Origin of the sequence: Flavobacterium agrisoli, assembly GCF_016522065.1 — a bacterium.
Taxonomy (GTDB): domain Bacteria; phylum Bacteroidota; class Bacteroidia; order Flavobacteriales; family Flavobacteriaceae; genus Flavobacterium; species Flavobacterium agrisoli.
Map to the genome: position 1 here is coordinate 56,276 of NZ_JAEHFV010000001.1, position 19,186 is coordinate 75,461.

14 protein-coding genes are annotated in these 19,186 nt (G+C 37.1%); 9 read left to right on the forward strand and 5 right to left on the reverse strand.

Annotation, left to right across the window (positions count from 1 at the left end; all coding sequences use genetic code 11):
* Nucleotides 1-69: 69 nt before the first annotated feature.
* On the reverse strand, nucleotides 70-315 hold the full coding sequence (locus I5M07_RS00265) for a hypothetical protein (protein ID WP_200104174.1): 246 nt from the start codon (nucleotides 313-315) through the stop codon (nucleotides 70-72).
* Nucleotides 316-831: 516 nt separating this feature from the next.
* Here I5M07_RS00265 and I5M07_RS00270 point away from each other — a divergent pair.
* The 3 genes from I5M07_RS00270 to I5M07_RS00280 are packed head-to-tail and all read left to right on the forward strand — an operon-like array spanning nucleotide 832 to nucleotide 7,947.
* Complete coding sequence (locus I5M07_RS00270; RefSeq protein ID WP_200104175.1) at nucleotides 832-3,855, forward strand: SusC/RagA family TonB-linked outer membrane protein; 3,024 nt, start codon at nucleotides 832-834, stop codon at nucleotides 3,853-3,855.
* A gap of 11 nt (nucleotides 3,856-3,866) precedes the next feature.
* Nucleotides 3,867-5,276, forward strand: coding sequence for a RagB/SusD family nutrient uptake outer membrane protein (locus I5M07_RS00275; protein WP_200104176.1), 1,410 nt, complete (start codon nucleotides 3,867-3,869; stop codon nucleotides 5,274-5,276).
* Nucleotides 5,263-7,947 carry an alpha/beta hydrolase family protein gene (locus I5M07_RS00280; RefSeq protein ID WP_200104177.1) on the forward strand — a complete coding sequence of 895 codons (2,685 nt, stop codon included), beginning with the start codon at nucleotides 5,263-5,265 and terminating at the stop codon, nucleotides 7,945-7,947. Before I5M07_RS00275 ends, I5M07_RS00280 begins: the two co-directional genes overlap by 14 nt.
* Before the next feature lie 64 nt (nucleotides 7,948-8,011).
* Here I5M07_RS00280 and I5M07_RS00285 read toward each other — a convergent pair whose 3' ends face one another.
* From I5M07_RS00285 to I5M07_RS00295, 3 genes are all read right to left on the reverse strand, one after another.
* Nucleotides 8,012-8,275, reverse strand: coding sequence for a hypothetical protein (locus I5M07_RS00285; protein WP_200104178.1), 264 nt, complete (start codon nucleotides 8,273-8,275; stop codon nucleotides 8,012-8,014).
* Between the two features lie 63 nt (nucleotides 8,276-8,338).
* The gene (locus I5M07_RS00290; RefSeq protein WP_200104179.1) at nucleotides 8,339-9,868 is read right to left on the reverse strand and encodes a MauE/DoxX family redox-associated membrane protein; all 1,530 of its coding nucleotides are present in this window, start codon (nucleotides 9,866-9,868) and stop codon (nucleotides 8,339-8,341) included.
* Between the two features lie 195 nt (nucleotides 9,869-10,063).
* The gene (locus I5M07_RS00295) at nucleotides 10,064-10,351 is read right to left on the reverse strand and encodes a hypothetical protein (protein ID WP_200104180.1); all 288 of its coding nucleotides are present in this window, start codon (nucleotides 10,349-10,351) and stop codon (nucleotides 10,064-10,066) included.
* Nucleotides 10,352-10,656: 305 nt separating this feature from the next.
* Here I5M07_RS00295 and I5M07_RS00300 point away from each other — a divergent pair, with 305 nt between their 5' ends.
* From I5M07_RS00300 to I5M07_RS00315, 4 genes are all read left to right on the forward strand, one after another.
* Nucleotides 10,657-11,046, forward strand: coding sequence for a plasmid mobilization protein (locus I5M07_RS00300; RefSeq protein ID WP_317191302.1), 390 nt, complete (start codon nucleotides 10,657-10,659; stop codon nucleotides 11,044-11,046).
* A complete protein-coding gene (locus I5M07_RS00305; protein ID WP_200104184.1) occupies nucleotides 11,034-12,347 on the forward strand; it encodes a relaxase/mobilization nuclease domain-containing protein in 1,314 nt (437 codons plus the stop codon). Before I5M07_RS00300 ends, I5M07_RS00305 begins: the two co-directional genes overlap by 13 nt.
* Before the next feature lie 18 nt (nucleotides 12,348-12,365).
* Nucleotides 12,366-14,351, forward strand: a complete 1,986-nt coding sequence (mobC, locus tag I5M07_RS00310; protein WP_200104186.1) for a conjugal transfer protein MobC — start codon at nucleotides 12,366-12,368, stop codon at nucleotides 14,349-14,351.
* Between the two features lie 184 nt (nucleotides 14,352-14,535).
* On the forward strand, nucleotides 14,536-15,006 hold the full coding sequence (locus tag I5M07_RS00315; RefSeq protein WP_200104188.1) for a JAB domain-containing protein: 471 nt from the start codon (nucleotides 14,536-14,538) through the stop codon (nucleotides 15,004-15,006).
* 70 nt (nucleotides 15,007-15,076) lie between these two features.
* Here I5M07_RS00315 and I5M07_RS00320 read toward each other — a convergent pair whose 3' ends face one another.
* A complete protein-coding gene (locus tag I5M07_RS00320) occupies nucleotides 15,077-16,516 on the reverse strand; it encodes a glyceraldehyde-3-phosphate dehydrogenase (RefSeq protein ID WP_200104190.1) in 1,440 nt (479 codons plus the stop codon).
* Nucleotides 16,517-17,383: 867 nt separating this feature from the next.
* Here I5M07_RS00320 and I5M07_RS00325 point away from each other — a divergent pair.
* Nucleotides 17,384-17,770 (forward strand): single-stranded DNA-binding protein, encoded by a 387-nt coding sequence (locus I5M07_RS00325; RefSeq protein ID WP_200104191.1) that lies wholly within the window; start codon nucleotides 17,384-17,386, stop codon nucleotides 17,768-17,770.
* Nucleotides 17,771-17,802: 32 nt separating this feature from the next.
* Complete coding sequence (locus tag I5M07_RS00330) at nucleotides 17,803-18,870, forward strand: DUF932 domain-containing protein (protein WP_200104192.1); 1,068 nt, start codon at nucleotides 17,803-17,805, stop codon at nucleotides 18,868-18,870.
* Nucleotides 18,871-19,186 lie beyond the last annotated feature (316 nt).

Consider the following 19,186-nt stretch of genomic DNA (forward strand, 5'->3'; position numbering starts at 1 on the left):
AAACTTGAAGAGATAGAATAAAATGAAATTAGAGATTGAAGTTCCTAAACCTAATATTTAGAAAAGTGTTTAGTAATCGTGATCAAAATCAAAATCAAAATCAAATAGTTCTTTTGGAGAAATTCTTAATCCTTTTGCTATTGAAATTATCGTACCCATTGAAGCACCATGTTCACCTTTTAAAACGCGGTATACTTGTTTGGGTTCAATTTTACCAATAGAGGCAATTGTCATTACATCTGTATTATTTATATTAATTATTTTATGCAAATTTTCCCCAAATGCGACATAATATTGTTTTCTAATTTCATTCATAAAGTGAAATTGAAACAATTGCAATAAAAAAAATTGTCAAATTTGACAATTTTCTGATTTTTTTCATATATTTGAACTTTCAATAAAGTTTAAAAAAACCTTTGATGGTTTTTTATTAATTTTGCGAAACTTCATATAAAAATATTTGAAGCATTCGCTTTGAATCTCGCTTTTGAAAACTGGTAATTTTTAACGGGGACGAGATGATAAGTATGATGCTCACGTCTTTGGCGTGGGCTCACTTATTGTCCCCTGGTATACCAGTACCTCAAAGGCAGTATGGTGAGTTCCATGCCATTTTTTTTACTCCCTTACAATTCTTAGCATTTCTTCTTTATTTAGAAAATTCGTATTCGTCATTGTTTAACCTATTTAGAACAAATTGCCCATGAAGTAAACCGCTATTCCAAAATATATAAATACTATAGCATAAAAATGGCCCTCTGTTCAGCGACCAAACTAGAGCAGAGGACCTTAGCTAATCAAATGTCCATTTCACTAACCAATCTCAATATTATGAATTATTCTTCATTTTACAAGGATGGGAAGACACTTTATTGCATAATTTTTTCATGCCTACTATTGTCCTTTTCAACTTCATTTGCCGGAAATGTAAACCGGAAGCCTCATGTTTTTCCGCAGGAAATTAAAATTCAAGGAACCGTTACCGATGGGCATGCGCCACTACCCGGTGTTTCCATCACTGTAAAGAGCAGATCCAATACTACTGCTATTACCGATTATAATGGACAGTATGCTATATATGCTGCTCCAAAAGACACTCTTGTGGTGTCTTTCATCGGATTTAAAAAGGTACTCATGCCTGTGCTAGGACGTAGGACGATTGATATTAAGTTAGAGTACGATACCAGTACACTTCAAGAAGTTAAGGTCAATGCCGGATACTATTCGGTTAAAGAAAGTGAACGCACAGGAAGTATTGCACGTATTACAGCAAAAGATATAGAAACACAGCCCGTGACCAATGTCTTGGCCACCATGCAAGGGAGAATGGCAGGAGTTGCCATTACGCAAACCACTGGCATGCCCGGAGGGGGATTTGATATAAAAATAAGAGGGCAAAATAGTTTGCGCTCCGATGCCAATGCCCCCTTATATATTATTGATGGGGTTCCGTATGCTTCGGATCCTATAGGGTATAGTCAGACGTCAACGCCTTTTCCAACAATTAGTAGTCCACTCAATAGTATTGATCCTAGTAGCATAGAGAGTATTGAGGTCCTGAAAGATGCCGATGCTACATCTATTTACGGTTCTAGAGGAGCCAACGGAGTAGTGCTAATAACCACTAAAAAAGGTCATAAAGGGAAAACTATGTTTTTTGTAAATGCATCAACAGGAGCCTCTTCCGTTACAAGATTTGCTGAGTTAATGAATACTGAACAATATCTCTCCATGAGGAGACAAGCATTTGCCAACGACGGGATAACCACATATCCACCCTCAGCCTTCGATATAAACGGAACTTGGGATCAAGATCGCTATACCGACTGGCAGAAAACCTTAACAGGAAGAACCGCCTTGACAACCCTATTTAATGCAGGAGTACAAGGAGGATCCGATCAAACGCAGTTTTTGCTAAATGCTAGCTCAAGTAAGCAAACTACTGTTTTTCCCGGTGAGTTTACCTATAACAAAACGGGTGTACAGCTAAATGTAACTCATGCATCTACTGATGATCGTTTTAAATTAACTGTAAACACAGGCTATAATCTCCAAAATAACAACCAACCGGCTGCCGATTTTACCTATAATGCGCGATATCTTGCCCCTAATTCTCCCGAACTATATAATGAGGATGGGAGTTTAAACTGGGCGGGTAATACGTGGCTCAATCCCTTGAGAACTCTCGGCGCTACCTTTAGAGCTAAAACCAAAGACCTCATTACAAGTGCAGTGGTTTCGTATGAGCTCCTAAATGGGTTGCAGTTTAAGACGAACTTGGGATACAGTGATCTGAATCATGTAGAGACACGAATTTCTCCCTCAACTATTTATAATCCTGTGGCCAATATTACCAGTGCCAACTCAAGTCTATTTGTTGCAGAAACACAACGGAATTCCTGGATCGTAGAGCCGCAGTTGAGTTACGACAAAACATTTGATAAAAGTAAAGTATCCATTATTTTGGGAAGTACATTTCAGGATCAAACATCTACAAGCATTGCTCAGTCGGGAACAGGTTTTAGTTCTAATAGTTTAATCTACAATTTGGCTTCTGCTTCAACATCCCGAACTTTATTCAGCGATAAGATTCAATACAGGTATCAGGCTTTTTTCGGGCGTATCAATTACAGTTTTAACGAACGCTATATTATAAACCTAACAGGTAGACGGGATGGTTCCAGCCGTTTTGGACCGGAAAATCAGTTTGCAAATTTTGGAGCGGTTGGAGCAGCTTGGCTTTTTTCCAAAGAAAAGTTTATAAGTGGTAGCAATATCATCAGTTTTGGTAAGCTAAGAGCTAGTTTCGGTACAACAGGAAGTGATAAAATAGGGGATTATCAGTATATGGACACCTATACTTCAACTGGAGTATTGTATGATGGAAATGTAGGTTTACAGCCTTCACGTCTTTATAATCCTGATTTTGGTTGGGAAGTCAATAAAAAACTTGAAGCCGCCATTGAAATGGGATTTTTTAAGGATAGAATATTTTTAACCGCTGCATGGTACCAAAACAGATCATCCAATCAACTGGTAGGAATACCGATGGCTGCAACCACTGGATTTAACTCCATTCAAGCAAATCTGGATGCGTTAGTTCAAAATAGGGGATTGGAGTTTACCGTGCGAACTGAAAATTTTAAAGGCAATAACTTCAGTTGGACTACCAATTTTAATATTTCTTCTAACAGAAACAAATTACTTGAGTTTCCTAATTTGCAAGGGTCAAGTTATAGCCAGACCTACCGTATGGGGCAACCTTTAAGTTTGCAACTGCTTTATCAGTTGGAGTCAGTTGATCCTCAAACTGGACTGTATCGATTTACAGATTTAAATAGTGATGGCAAAATTACTAACCCAGATGATAAACAAATTATCATAGACATGACACCTACATATTTTGGTGGTCTTCAAAATCAGTTGGTATACAAGGCTTGGACATTGGACTTTCTTTTTCAATTTGTAAAGCAGAAAAATAGAAATGCAACTCTAGATCCCGCAGGACAGATGGCAAATCAACCTGTAAGGTTCCTGGATAGTTGGACACAGGTGGGAGACGATGCTCAATACCAGCGCTACACAGCAGGTTATAATAGTGCAGCGGTGACAAATGCCTACCTCTTCAATTCAAGCACAGCCTCTGTAACAGATGCCTCTTTTGTAAGGCTTAAAAACATAGCACTTTCTTGGAAGATTCCTCTTAATCTGCATGCCGTACAATGTAATCTAACAGTACAGGGGCAAAACCTCTTGACCTTTGCTAAGTATAAAGATGGGGATCCTGAGTTTACCACCTATGGGTATCTTCCTCCGCTAAAGACCGTCACAGCAGGAATACAGTTTAATTTTTAATCATCAACATTATGAAACGATTTACACATCCTATTTTACTTTCATGTTATTCAACCGTACTATTTTTTCTTATGGTAGTGGGTATCTTACATATCTCCTGTGATTCTTTTGTGGAGGCGGATAGTCCACAGTCACAATTGCCTAGCGAAGCCGTATTTGAAAATTATGCCACAGCAAGTGCCGCCATAACAGACATATATGCAAAAATGAGAGATAGGGGCATGTTAACTGGGCAGAGTTCGGGAATTTCATATCAGCTGGGATCCTATTGCGATGAATTAGATTATTATGGATCACCAACCGCGGCTGCTGCCGCTTTTAACACTAATGCCTTATTACCAAGTAATAATCTAGTTCAGGATTATTGGTCGGTGGCCTATAATCAGATTTATGCTGCCAATTCGGTACTGGAAAGATTAGAAACTTCTACTGCTCTATCCGAAGAACAAATAACCCAACTTCAAGGCGAGGCCTACTTTATTAGGGCAATGGTGCATTTTTATCTTACTAATCTCTTTGGAGAAATTCCCTACATCAAAACTACTGATTACAGGTTAAATAGTAGAGCTCCGAAAGTCACTGTAAAAGAAGTTTACAGCTTTACTATCCACGACCTAGAGCAAGCAGCTACACTACTGGAAAAGGATTATCTTAGAGCGGAAAGGACAAGGCCCAACCGTTATGCTGTTCTTGCATTGTTGTCACGAGTATATCTATATGATGAAAAATGGGCAGAAGCGGCCAATGCAGCATCTGTACTCCTCAACGCTACAGAGCTATACACCCTACAATCGGATTTAAAGAGGGTATTTCTTAAAGAATCGAAAGAAACGATCTGGCAGCAACAGCCCTCAATTGCAGGAAAAAATACTGACCAAGCTGCGTCATTTATATTTTTTACTGTTCCGCCTCCTTCGGCTGCTTTAACAGCTGAGTTTATAAACTCTTTTGCATCCACTGATCTTAGAAAAAGCAATTGGACGGGTTCAATGGCTAATGCTAGTTCCACTTGGTATTATACTTATAAGTTTAAAGAGTTCTATAATACCCCTGTGTCAAAAGAGTATCCTGTGGTATTGAGACTGGCAGAACAATATCTGATTAGAGCAGAGGCCAGAGCACAACAAGGAGATTTGATAAGTTCTAAAGAAGATCTAAACCGAATTCGCCAACGTGCAGGACTTGCCCAGGCCCTTGCATCCTCTAAAGAAGAGTTGCTGCAAGCTATTCTAGAAGAAAGAAAATTAGAATTATTCTCAGAATATGGACATCGTTTTTTTGATCTAAAACGAAATGGACAACTCGATCAGGCTTTATCAACCCTAAAGCCAGGCTGGAATACAACCGATAGGCTTTTTCCATTGCCTCAGAATGAAATAAACCTTAATCCGACCCTTTTGCCCCAAAATGATGGATATTAATAATTATACTAATTATATGAATTTTTACAATCAAATTATAAGAATACAGAAATGTTGTTGGGTGACATTTTTTATGAAGGCCACTATCTTTTTGTTGTTTATTTTGCAATTAGTAACCTGTCCTCTTAGAGGACAGGAATTGCAAAAAAGGAATGCTCAGAGTTCAGACTACCACCGATGGTCGGATATGTATATGCATGACGTAAGCCCCGATGGAAAATGGGTGTTGTATCAGCTCGATTATGATCATAATATGGATACAATGGTGGTACGGAGTACAACCTTTGATAAAAAATATAATTTTAAAGGTTTAAAGCGTTACAATTTCTTGAATGACGAAGGCCTCGTGACTTTGCGTCAAGATTATATGGAAATCCTCAATTTAAAAAAGGGTAGCAAAAAACGTTTTGATAAGGTGACAAATTATGCTTATTCGGAAAGTACGCATCAAATAGTAATGTTGACCGATGATGGGAAAAACAAGAAGTTGAGCATCTTGGATCCTAAAGGAAAGGTGTTGAAAGAAAAGGAATCAGTATCTTTCTTTTCAATGAGCCCCGATGGACTTAAAATTGTTTATGTAACTAAATCAGACGCGGGTGATACTTTAGGCATCATGGATATAAAGGCAGGGTATACAGAAAAAATACTAATTGCCAATAGTACAGCAAAGTGGGATAATTTTGTTTGGCAACAATCAAAAGCCTTGTCGTACCTGCAGCACAACGGTAAGGATTCAAAAACAACCTTATCGTATTATAATTTGCAGCGATCAGTTTTAAAAACACTAGATCCCATGACACAAAGTGGTTCTCTAGGAAATATAGAAATTACAACGTACTACTTATATCCCATGATGCTTTCTGATGATGGTGAAAGCGTTTTTTTCGCTACTAAAAGACAAAGTGTTCCTTCAGAAAAAAAAGATAAAAATGAACCTCAAATTTGGTACGCTGGCGAAAAAGTAATTTATTCTCGACAAGAGCGAACCGAGGATCTGAAAAGTAAGCCCAATCTAGCGGTGTGGTATCCGATGAGCGGAAGTTTTAGGGTTATTTCTTCTCCTGAATTTTCTGAAGTATTCCTTACAGGAAACCAACAGTATGCATTGCTTGCCGATCCTCTTTTGCACGAACCCGCAATGGAGCTTGAAGTTGTGAAGGATTTTTTTATTAAAGATCTTAAAACGGGCACACAGGAACTATTAGTTAAAAATATTATAGATTTAAAAAATCGATTGTTGCCCTCTCCAAGCGGAAAATATATTGCCTATTTCCTTGAGAATGATTGGTGGATTTATGACGTAGTTGAGAAAAAACATACCAACATTACAGCTGAAATTGACACTGATTTTTCTGAGGATAACGGTAATATAGGGGTAGGTTATCCTTGCGGCAACCCAGGTTGGACTGATGGCGATCAAGAAATACTTTTGTATGACCAGTTTGATATTTGGGCCGTTAAGCCAAATGGAACGTGGAGAAAATTAACTAGTGGAAGAGAAAAAGAAATTCAGTTTCGTTTTGCATATAATATAGGGAGTTCTTTTAAAAAACAAAATTTTGATGGTGCCAAAAGAGCTACCATAAATATAAATAAGGATATAATCCTCAGCGCAAAAGGTATTGATAAAAAGTCGGGATATTTTTTATGGAGTGAAAAAACGAAGGAAAAGTGTATTGTTTATGAGGATGCCATGATTGATAATATGCACTACATTGAAAAGGCCAAAACTTTTATCTATCAAAAACAGAATTTTGATAAATCTCCATTTTTAGTTCGGCAATCACAAAATAAAGAGCCTAACGTTTTTTATGAAAGTAATAAGCACCAGCACCAATTTAAGTGGGGTAAAGCTGAACTTGTTTCCTATAAAAATTCAAAGGGAAAATTGCTTCATGGAGCATTGTATTATCCAGCTGGCTATAATCCGCAAAAAAAATATCCAATGATTGTACACGTATACGAAAAGCAATCACAGAACATACATAATTATATCAAACCTACACTTTTTAATTTGGTAGGATTTAACCCAACTGTATTAACATTGCAGGGCTATTTTGTATTACGCCCAGATATTGATTATGAAATAGGAAAGCCGGGTGAAAGTGCTGTTGATTGTGTTACAGCGGCAACTAAAGCTGTTATTGATAAAGGAATTGTGGTTGCAAGTAAAATTGGATTGATGGGACATTCCTTTGGAGGCTATGAAACTTCATTTATTGTTGGAAAAACGAATATGTTTGCTGCTGCGATTGCTGGAGCACCTCCCACAGATCTTTATAGTTTTTACCATTCTATAGACTGGGATAAAGGAAAAGCCAATATGACAAAGTTTAACGTTGGACAGTTAAGATTAGGAGTTTCAGCTTTTCAAGCCCCTGAGATCTACATGAAAAATTCACCTCTTGCTAGTGCACAAGCTATTGATAAACCCCTACTTATTTGGAGTGGTAAAAATGATAATCAAGTTGACTGGCATCAGAGCATTGAATTATACGTGGCAATGCATCGTCTTAAGAAAAAAAGTGTTATGATTTTATATCCCGAGGAAGGACATTCCTTCATGAAACCTGAAAATCAAAAAGATCTCTCAACAAAAATATTACAGTGGTTTGATTATTTTCTTAAAGAGGAAAAACAGACTCAATGGATTAGCAAACAGCTATGATTTAATACAAAGTTACAATGCAGTTTTAAAAAACTGCATTGTGTTTAAAGGTTAGTTAATTTCATCAAGGAGAAGGCATGTGCAGAACTTCGGCACAATTATTTCCTTTACCAAAAGCTTGTTGTCCGTTAGCTTGACAGATGGGTTGAGTAGCATCATTAGAACATTCAACAGGAACGTCACAAACTCCTGTGAGACTGTTGATATATCCATCACGTGGTGCTGCCTTGGATGCATTCTGCATAGAGGTAGTTAGAAAAGCACCTGAAATACCCATTACTGCTGCCGCAGCAAAAGATAAAGTTGGTTTTAAAAATGTCGTTTTCATAATCGTAATATATTAAATTAAACAATGATCTACTTTTTATGACAGGTGTTGATCGCTTTCCTGCTACCGGCCGGTAATGTTGTTATTTTTTTCAAGATTTTCTTTCAACTGCCCTTTTATAACATACACATAAAGATTTTTACCACTGAGCACGTACAAATAAGTATCGGTGAGGTATAGCTGTTTAATTTTAGTTCCGTTATCGGTAAAAATGGGAAAGCTTAACAGATAAATTTCCTTCTCAATATCATACACATCTATCACTGATGCGTTAGCCCACATTTTTGGATCTTCATAGCGACCAGGGACTTTTGAATGAATAAATAATAAGTTTTTTTGTGTGGCAGTCAATGCGTTCACAATATAGGGGGGAGCACTTAAACGGCGCTGTGTATGATTATTTATTTCGGTTACTTTAATCTTAGCGTGCGTAATCGTGTCTATTGTAGTACCTCTTTTAAATTTACCTTCTGTGCTAGCTTGTACAAATCCATTTCGGTAATAGTAAACATAGACCATTTCCTTGCGGTATTCATTGTAAAGAAGCATGCCATCAGTATCAAAAATTCCATCAATTTGTTTCTGTAGCAAAATGGGAAAATATTTAATTCTAAGTGTTTTATTTTCATTATAGAAGCCGAGTTGGTGCTGAGAACCGGCACCGTCGTTATTTCGTAGTACGAAACTGCTACTATCAACCGGTACTGCAGTGGTGAAATGGGGTATGTTTTCCAATTTACCAGAGATTGTCCAATCGCTCATTTTACCTCTATAAATAACCGGAACCGATCCATCTAGTAAATAGAAATAAGGAGCTTTGATTTTTACAAAAATTTTTCTGAATGGCTCACCAGTATCGGTAAAGGCAATGCTGTGTTTGCTTCGGTTTTTTAGTGTGTCTATACTTATAATTTCAAATGGATCCGTTAGGTTACCAAGGAAAATTTTATCGGCTGTACTACCTGCAAAATAATAGGAGTTGTAGTGTAAATCGATTTTATTAATTAACTTAATAGTCTGTTTAATGTAGCGGCGTATGAAAGGATTTTTTTTGTGTATTATTTTCTCTGAACTTAAAAACATGACCACAATCAATCCCATACTTAAAATCATCAAAACAAATGCGTATTTAAGTTTATTCCAACTTTGTATATTGGGTTTTACCTTAGATTTTCTAGGGGGATTATAAAATAGGCCCATGAGAGCCAGCAGCACAAAAAATAGGTTAAAAACCAAATGAACATTCCAGGACATTTTTTCAAGGATGCCACCACAAGAACAGGGTACGAAGGAGCTGAAATGTAGGACCACAAAAATATATGCGGTGAACATCGTCATCAAACCTAAAGCACCATATAATCCTACCATACGGGTTTTAGGAAAAATCAACATAACAGCGATTAGTATTTCAATTAAAGGCACAAACCAGGAAACCCATCCGGCAAAAGCACTGAGCAGGGGAGACTGTGCCAACTGAACAGTGAAAGTTTCCATTGCTATTATTTTATTTACCGCCGCATAAACAAAAAGCAGGATAAATAAAAAACGTATTAGGTGAATAATCTTGTTATTATTTTGGAAGTACTTATTCATGATCTTGATTTTAATGTGCATCCATCAATTCTGATTTCTGATCAAAACAAAAGTACGGTCATAAAATGCCAGAACACTTATGAAAATCAAGCCAAAATTTTTGAAAATCGAGCCAGTTTTGTGCTGATTTCTAGTTAGAAAAAAAATGCCTGCAAAAAAAATACAGGCATTGTAAGGAATCTTTGAAAGAGGCATTTACTTACAAGCTTGATTCAACGTTTGAAGTTTTTGATTGAGTTCAACCAATCCCGCTTTTTGTAGGCATTCCTCGGCTATCTTTTTTAGATTGGCAAATTCCTCTTCCGACATGCTTTCCATAAGGCTAGAATCTTCATTTTCCACTGCTAATCCTTGCTCAATTAGATGGCTCAGTAGCAACACATTTTTGCGTGAAATTTTCAAATCAATCTTCACTGGTTCATTCATGCCTGGGATACTTAAAATGGTATCAAACACTTTGGCAACATCATTTTTTGTGATCATAATTTCAACGTTTTAAATTACTATTTGACTCTTGTAAAGATAAGTTGCTGCTAGCTGATTCTCATGGCTACAATATATCCATCATAGGATTAATCCAAAGTACTTATTTAATTTAGCTTCAATAAAGGAAAAATTTGATGAAGCTTTAAAATGAACTTTAAAAGTCTGAAAGTTTGCCACGTTCCTGCAAACGGCAAGATGTCCGGTTGTTAAACAACCGAATCTTGCTGCTCTTGCCTCGGAACTCGGAGCAGGGAAACCTTAAAGTAAAAAACAGTTTGTCAGAACAATGAAAAGGATAGATGATGGAAAAGAAAGATGCAAACAGAACGAGATTTGTAGGGGTTCGTTTTACACCAGAAGAATACAAAAAGATGGGAGAAAGATGGAAAGCTACTCGATGCCGAAAGCTTAGTGATTTTATACGTAGACAAGTTTTTAATAAACCTGTTACAACGGTTTATAGAAATCAATCTCTGGATGATTTTATGTATGAAATTATAAGGCTCAGAGGGGAATTAAATGCGGTTGGAAATAACTTTAATCAGAAGGTGAAAAAGCTACATACCTTAAAAGAAATCCCAGAATTTCGATACTGGAATTTAAGTGCGCAACACGAACAAAAATTGCTTATGGATAAGGTAGAGGAACTAGCAAAACACTTTCGGAAATTCTCAGAAAAATGGTTGCAGTAATTAAAACTGGCAGTTCTGTTAGACGGATTTTTACCTATAATGAAAATAAAGTAGAAGAAGGAAAAGCGCAGTGCATTGGTGCGGTGAATTATCCCATGGAAACACATCTATTGACTAGCCAAATGAAACTCAGTAGACTTTTAAATCAGAGTGCCCAAAATGAACATGTAAAACACAACAGCGTACATGTGTCCCTCAATTTTGATACTTCTGAAGCTAACCTTACCAATGAGAAACTCCTAAGAATTGCTTCGAGTTATATGAATAAAATTGGTTTTGCACAGCAACCTTACTTGGTGTACAGACATTATGATGCCGGACATCCCCACATTCATTTGGTATCAATTAAAATAAGATCGGATGGTAGCCGGATAGACATGCATAATATAGGGAGAAATCAGTCTGAAACTGCTAGAAAAGAAATCGAAAAAAACTTTGGATTAGTTAGGGCTGAGGATAGCCAAACCAAGAAGGAGCAGACACTAAAACCTATGGTATTGTCTAAGATAAATTATGGAACGTCAGAATCTAAAAAGGCAGTGCAAGCTGTACTAAATTATGTGCTTCCAAATTATAAATACAAAAGCCTTTCTGAACTCAACGCCGTGTTGTTGCAATATAGTTTAGCTGCTGATCGAGGAGATGAAGAATCTAGAATTTTTAAAAATAAAGGATTGGTCTACCGAATGCTAGATCAAGAAGAAAAACCTATAGGTGTCCCTCTTAAAGCAAGCAGTTTTTACAACAAACCAACGCTTGCGTTTTTGGAAAAAAGATTTGAGGTAAACAAGAAAGTGCCGGCATCTTTGAAAAACAGAATAAAGAATGCAGTTGATCTTATTTTCCTTAAGAAAAAGGTATCGCTTTTAAAACTATCCACCGAGCTTCAAAAGGAAGGTATTCATCTTGTTTTACGCCGCAGTAGCGAGGGTCAAATCTACGGAATTACCTACGTAGATCATCAGTCCAAATCCGTTTTTAATGGTAGTGATCTGGGGAAGCAATACAGTGCCAAAGCTATTCAAGATCGATGCAACTTGTCTTCTAATGAATTGCAGAATAGAAGTAACCCTAAGGTCGCTCAAGTGAACAGTACCAAAGAAAATCAGCAACAATGGGATTACAAAGAAAGGTTTTTTAAAGAATTAAATGAAGGTGTTTATAATGCTGATTTTAAGTCTACTATCGAAGGCATTTGTAACCTGTTGACTCGTCTGGAAAATGAATCATCATACATTCCTCATCAACTTAAAAATAAACGTAAAAAAAAGAGAAACAGAGGGCAATCAAACAATCAATAATCTTAAAATATTTGAGCTATGCAGACAGGAGAAAATGAACAGGCGCTTAGAAAAATTTTGGATATGACAAGGCTCATTAGTATTGTCATCTTGATTTTACACTTTTACTTTTTTTGTTATCTGGCTTTTGTACAATGGAATCTCACCAGTGTATTTGGCCAAAATATAATGAGCAAAATTTTCCGAACCGGGCTCTTTGATAATTTTTACAAATCAAAATTCTTAGCGTTGCTACTTTTGATGATTTCGATTATTGGAGCAAAGGGAAGAAAAGATGAAAAAATGAATTACAAAAGGGCATTGGTATATATCCTAATAGGTCTGTTTTGCTATTGGACTGGAGTTGCCGTTTTGCATTTTAAAATGAGTGTACAGTATGCAGCAGTTCTTTATATAACTATTACAGCGAGCGGTTTTCTTCTGGTGCTTTCCGGAGGTACTTTATTATCAAGAATCATAAACACCAAGCTCAATAACAACGATGTTTTCAATAGAGAAAATGAAACTTTTCCTCAGGAGGAAAGACTGCTTGAGAATGACTATTCCATTAATCTTCCAGCACGCTATCAATTAAAAAATAAGATACGTTCGAGTTGGATTAACATTATCAATCCGTTTCGAGGTCTTTTGGTTTTAGGCAGTCCCGGTTCAGGTAAGTCCTATTTTGTAATCCGTCACGTCATTACCCAGCACATCAAAAAAGGATTTAGCATGTTTGTATATGATTTTAAATACGATGATCTTTCCAAAATTGTCTACAATACCTTTGAGAAATATAAACATGTTTATAAAGTTACCCCAACCTGTTATTTTATAAATTTTGATAAAATTATGCACCGTTGCAATCCTCTGGATCCAAAAGCTATGGATGATATTACAGATGCTTCGGAATCAGCGCGTACCATTCTGATGGGACTTAACAGGGAGTGGATCAAAAAGCAAGGAGACTTTTTTGTGGAATCGCCCATTAACTTTTTGTCTGCCGTAATCTGGTATCTCAAAAGATATAAAGAAGGGGAATTTTGTACCCTTCCACACGTTATTGAACTCATGCAGGTCGAATACGAAAATCTTTTCTCCATTCTTCGCACAGAGAAAGAAATTGAGGTATTGATCAATCCGTTTATAAGCGCCTTTCAAAACGATGCAATGGATCAGCTAGAGGGGCAAATCGGTACAGCAAAAATCGCTATGGCTCGTTTGTCTTCGCCTCAACTGTATTATGTATTATCTGGAAATGACTTTAGTTTAGACATCAACAATCCGCAAGAACCCAAAATTGTGTGCATGGGAAATAATCCCCAAAAAATACAGATTTATGGAGCGGTTTTGTCCCTTTATGTGAATAGACTTGTAAAACTGGTTAATAAAAAAGACAGAATCAAATCGAGTCTGATCTTCGATGAATTTCCCACCATATATCTCAATAATATGGATAGCCTTATTGCAACGGCTAGAAGCAATAAAGTGTCCACCTGTTTAGGGATTCAGGATTTTAGTCAATTGCGAAAAGATTACGGCAGGGAACAGGCCGATGTAATTATGAATATTACTGGAAATATAATCTCAGGGCAGGTTACGGGAGATACGTCTAAACAACTTTCGGAACGTTTTGGTAAAATAATGCAGGATAGGGAAAGTCTCTCAATCAACAGCAGTGATACCTCTATTAGTCGTTCTAAACAGCTGGAAGTAGCAGTGCCTCCTTCTAAGATTGCCTCGCTAAGTTCAGGTGAATTTGTGGGTATGGTTGCCGATAATCCCGATTGTAAAATTGATCTTAAAACCTTTCACTGCGAAATAGTAAATGATCATCAGGCATTGAAAAAAGAGGAGGGGAGTTATAAAGAAATTCCACCAGTGCGTAACATTGATGACCTCATGATTCAACGTAATTATTTGCAGATCAAACAGGACGTACAAGACATCATAAACTCGGAACTGGAAAATCTGCTTAATGATCCGGCACAGACACATTTGATTATTAAAAAAAAAGAGGGGTGAATTTTATATGCTACTCTCGGGCGTTCAGACTTAATTCCGAAACAAAGTTCGCAGTTAGGCTGCGGTTCTCAGAAAAAAATTCCCCCATAAATGCAGGACATATCCTGCTTTATTGCGTTGCTTTTTTCGTTCGCTTACCTACCTGCGGGGCAGGTTCCATAATTAATCTTAAAACTTTAGTATTATGGAAACGAAAAACACACAGCAAAAATGGAATCAAGTAGCAGAGATCAAACTGGTTTATAAAACCAAAGTAAAAGCATCTGAAAGACCTTACATCACTTCCTCCAAAGCGGTATATAATCTAGCGATCCAGAACTGGAATCCGGATACCATCGAATTCTTTGAGCAATTTAAAGTACTACTTTTAAATCAGTCTAATAGAGTACTGGGTATTTACGAAATGTCCTCAGGAGGTATTACAGGAACTGTAGTTGATATCAGAATGATTTTTGCAGCAGCAATCAAAGCCAATGCTGTAGCATTAATTATAATGCATAACCATCCCTCAGGGCAGCTTAAAGCTTCTGAAGTTGATAAACAAATTACCAAAAAAATCAAAGAAGCGGGTCAACTCTTAGATATTAAACTTCTAGATCATCTCATTATTACTCCCGAGAACTATTATTCATTTGCAGATGAGGGCGCTTTATAGCGCCTTATATCTATAAGTTCATAGATAGACAGAAGCATATGGAATTCTTGCTTCTGTCTTTTTTTGTGAATTAATAATAAGTGAACCGTCGCACCTTTGCGATATATTTCGCAAGTCGTATCACTTGATGACTGTAACCATATTCATTATCGTACCAAATGTACAACACTACTCTTTTACCATCTCGTGAAACAATGCTGGCCTTACTATCATAAATTGCCGGTGCAGCAGTTCCAATAATATCAGAAGATACCAATTCATGGTTAAATGAATATTTAATCTGTTCGACCAATTCGCCTTCTAGAGCATATTTTTTCATAATGTCATTGAGAGTCTCGAGGGTAGTGGGGGTAGCCACTTCTAGATTTAAAACCACTAGTGAGCCATTGGGTACAGGAACCCGAATCGCATTTGAAGTTAACTTTCCTTCTAATGCGGGTATTGCTTTGGCAACCGCTGTTCCAGCTCCCGTTTCTGTTATCACCATGTTGAGAGTTGCTGCTCTTCCACGGCGGTATTTGCGATGCATATTATCGACCAAATTTTGGTCGTTGGTGTAAGCATGAATCGTTTCCAAGTGACCACTGACCACGCCCAAAGTATCTTCGATAACTTTCAAAATGGGCGTGATTGCATTTGTCGTACAAGAAGCAGCCGAGAAAATATCGAACTTTTCTGGATTAAACTGGTGTTGATTCACCCCATAAACAATATTGGGAACTCCTTTTCCAGGAGCGGTTAGTAATACCTTGTGAATGCCTTTGGCAACTAAATGACGACTAAGCGCTTCTTTGGTGGTAAAGGCTCCAGTATTGTCTATAAGCAAAGCGTTTTCAATACCGTAGCTACTGTAATCCACCTCCTCTGGAGCATTGGCGTAAATCATGTATACCGTTGTGCCGTTGATGATAAGCGCATTGTTGCTTGGATCTGCAATTACGGTTCCTTGAAAATCACCGTGTATGGAATCGTATCGTAAAAGGGAAGCGCGTTTTTCTAAACTCAGCGCATCATTTTTATCTCGTGTAACGATAGCTCTTAGTCGCATTTGGGCACCTTTTCCAGTTTTAAACAGTAATTCTCGAGCTAGTAATCTCCCAATTCTTCCAAAGCCATAAAGTACTACGTCTTTGGGTTGCAGGTTTTTGGTTGTTTTAGCTCCTTTAAGTTTTTCTAAAACAAAGTGCCTCACATCTTCATAGTGTTCTTCCTCTAATCGATATTCATAAGAAAGTTTTCCCAAATCCAGTTTTGCAGGTGGTAAATGTATTGTTAAGATGACATTGGCAATGGCTACAGAGGTGTCAATTGAAAAAGGTTTGTTATGAAAATGGGCTGCATAAAGATGCAAGTTCAGTATTTCACTCACGCTTTTATCAAATAATGGGTTGCGGAACAAAACCAATTCTATTGATTTTTCATACCATAAATCACTAATTATTTTGATGAGTTCTACTGCGCTTCGCCTTTTTTCGGCTTCTGAAGAGAGTTGTTTTTGGTAAAGATTCATTTTACAAGATGTAGGAAGGTTAGTATTGGATTGTTTTATAATATCACAAAACGCAATCTTTTTGTTATAAAAATTGCATTTCGAAGCGAAATTAAAAATTTCAATCGATTTCGTAATAGTAATTTCCTTTTTATTTTAAATAACTTTCATTAAAAATGGATTCTTGATATTGTTATAGTAGCGGTGGCGCATTCTTTCATAAAAGTTAGTAATGGAATTCAACAAACGGATATTGTAACATAGCTGTTTCTGTAATTGACGCGTTAAATTCTGTTTCAGCGGTTAATTACTAAATAAAATGTTTGCTTCGTTGAGGAATGCTACAAATGGAAAGATTGGATCATTATGAAATCAATCAAAAAATTTAAAAACATCCAGAATTGCTTCCAAGATTGATTTATAAAGTGGTGCCTCAACACAAATATTAATTTTAAATGCCATGGTTAAATTGTTAAATGTGTATTGAATTACTTCATAAAATAGGAAAAGGATATAAAGGATATTCCGCATACCCATAAATGTTTACTTTCTTCAGTAATGGCTGAAATAACAGCATCATTCATACTTAGTTAAAATTATAGACAGAATTTTCTCCATAACTAACCGGTAAAAAGCAAGCCAAAGTACGGCGGTTTTCCCTTGCTGCCTCCCAGCCAAAAGACTACGGCATAAACGGTTTCCTCCCTAAAGGTACCCACCAATTATTCCGTTTCCTTTTGGCTTTTTCCCAACCGCCGTAATAAGTTGCTTTCTTTTTTCCGGTTTTTCTTTGGAAAAAAAATAATGTGAAGCGAAGTGGAACAAACCTATAAAAGCTGGACGGAGAAAAAGAGCAACAAAATGTATAATTTTTAAAAAGTACCAACTATGAACATTATCGGAAGATTGACAAGGGATGCGGAAGTACGCACCACGTCACAGGACAAACAAGTAGTGAATTTTGCAGTAGCCACTAATGAAAGCTACCGCAACAAACAAGGGGAACGCATAGAGCAAACTACCTATTTTGATTGCTCTTATTGGATTTCTGCTAAGGTAGTTACACTACTTACAAAAGGCACTTTGGTAGAACTAACAGGACGAGTAAGCACAAGAGCATGGACAGGAAATGACGGAACGCCAAAAGCAGGGCTAAATTTTCATACCTCAAACATTAAACTGCACGGAGGTAGCAAGAGAAATGACACGGTAGAGGCTACTGCTAAAACACAGCAGAACGTTACGCAAGAAGCGAAAGACGACCTACCATTTTAAAAACAAGAAAACAATCAGTAAAATTTAATATCATGGCACACAATATCAATTTTAACGAGAAAACAGGACGTTACTCATTTTTTAGCGTACAAGAAAAAGCATGGCACGGATTAGGGCAAATCGTAGCGCAATACCCAACAAGCGAGGAAGCAATAAAACACGCAGGATTAGATTACCAGGTGGTCAAATCCCCACTATTTACCAAAGCTTCGGATAGTATCGAAACTACACAGGATACTGAGGTAGGTAGTAACATATTGGAAGTTCCCAATTATTATGCGACCAGTCGCACCGATAATAATACCGTTTTGGGCGTAGTGGGTAAGGATTACCATATTGTACAAAACCGTGACGCTTTCAATTTTTTTGATGCTATCGTAGGAGGTGGAGAGGGCATTTTATATGAAACAGCAGGCGCATTAGGCAAAGGCGAACGCATATTTATCACTGCAAAATTACCAGACTATATACGTGTAGGGAAGGGCGATGATGTCACCGAGAAATATATTTTTCTGACCACTTCACATGATGGTAGCGGAAGCATCACAGCCGCATTTACTCCCATTCGCATTGTTTGTCAAAATACCTTAAACGCCTCCTTGCGAAACATGACTAATGTAGTACGAATTAAACATACCTCAGGAGCCAGACAACGTATTGAAAACGCTCACAAAATAATGGGACTTGCCAACACACTAAGTCTACAGTTGGAAAACATCTTTAATCATTGGGCAAAAGTACGTGTTACTGACCAAGAGGTTAAAAAACTAATTCAATTGGCACTATGCCCAAATAAGGAAACCCTTGATTTACTAAAAAAGGGCGCAGAAGATGATGTTTCGACTGTATTTAAAAATGTGGTTGAGGATGCTTTTAGTTATGCCATGATAAGTGATACCCAGCAAATGGAAACCACAAAAGGCACGCTTTTTGGCGCATACAATGCGGTCACTGGGTACTACCAAAACGTAAGAAAGTACAATAATGAAGAAGCCAAATTGCAAAGCATTGTATTGGGAGGTACTGCTCAGCAAAAATCGCAAAAAGCATTTGATTTATGTAGCTCATTTGCTTTGGACGGCGCGGTAATACTGAACTAAAATTAGACAACTATAGGCTACAAACTAAACAAGGGAGTAGCCTATTTTAAATAATTCACCAAAATAGAATACGGGGTTTGATACTCTCGAGATTATCAAGGATTCTTTCTTTATGGAATGAAGGGAATCGATTTTTTTTTTTTTGCTTAACTTGCAGAACAGGGGAATAAAAAAAACCTTTTCCCTCTGTTATGCCTGAAATATTGGGAGGCAAAAATGCAATTCCTTCCTATGGTCGGAAACGCATTTTTGCCTTTAATTTGGATACAACCACTTTGCTAAAATCGAGCACTCCATAAATTCCGCTACTCCTATT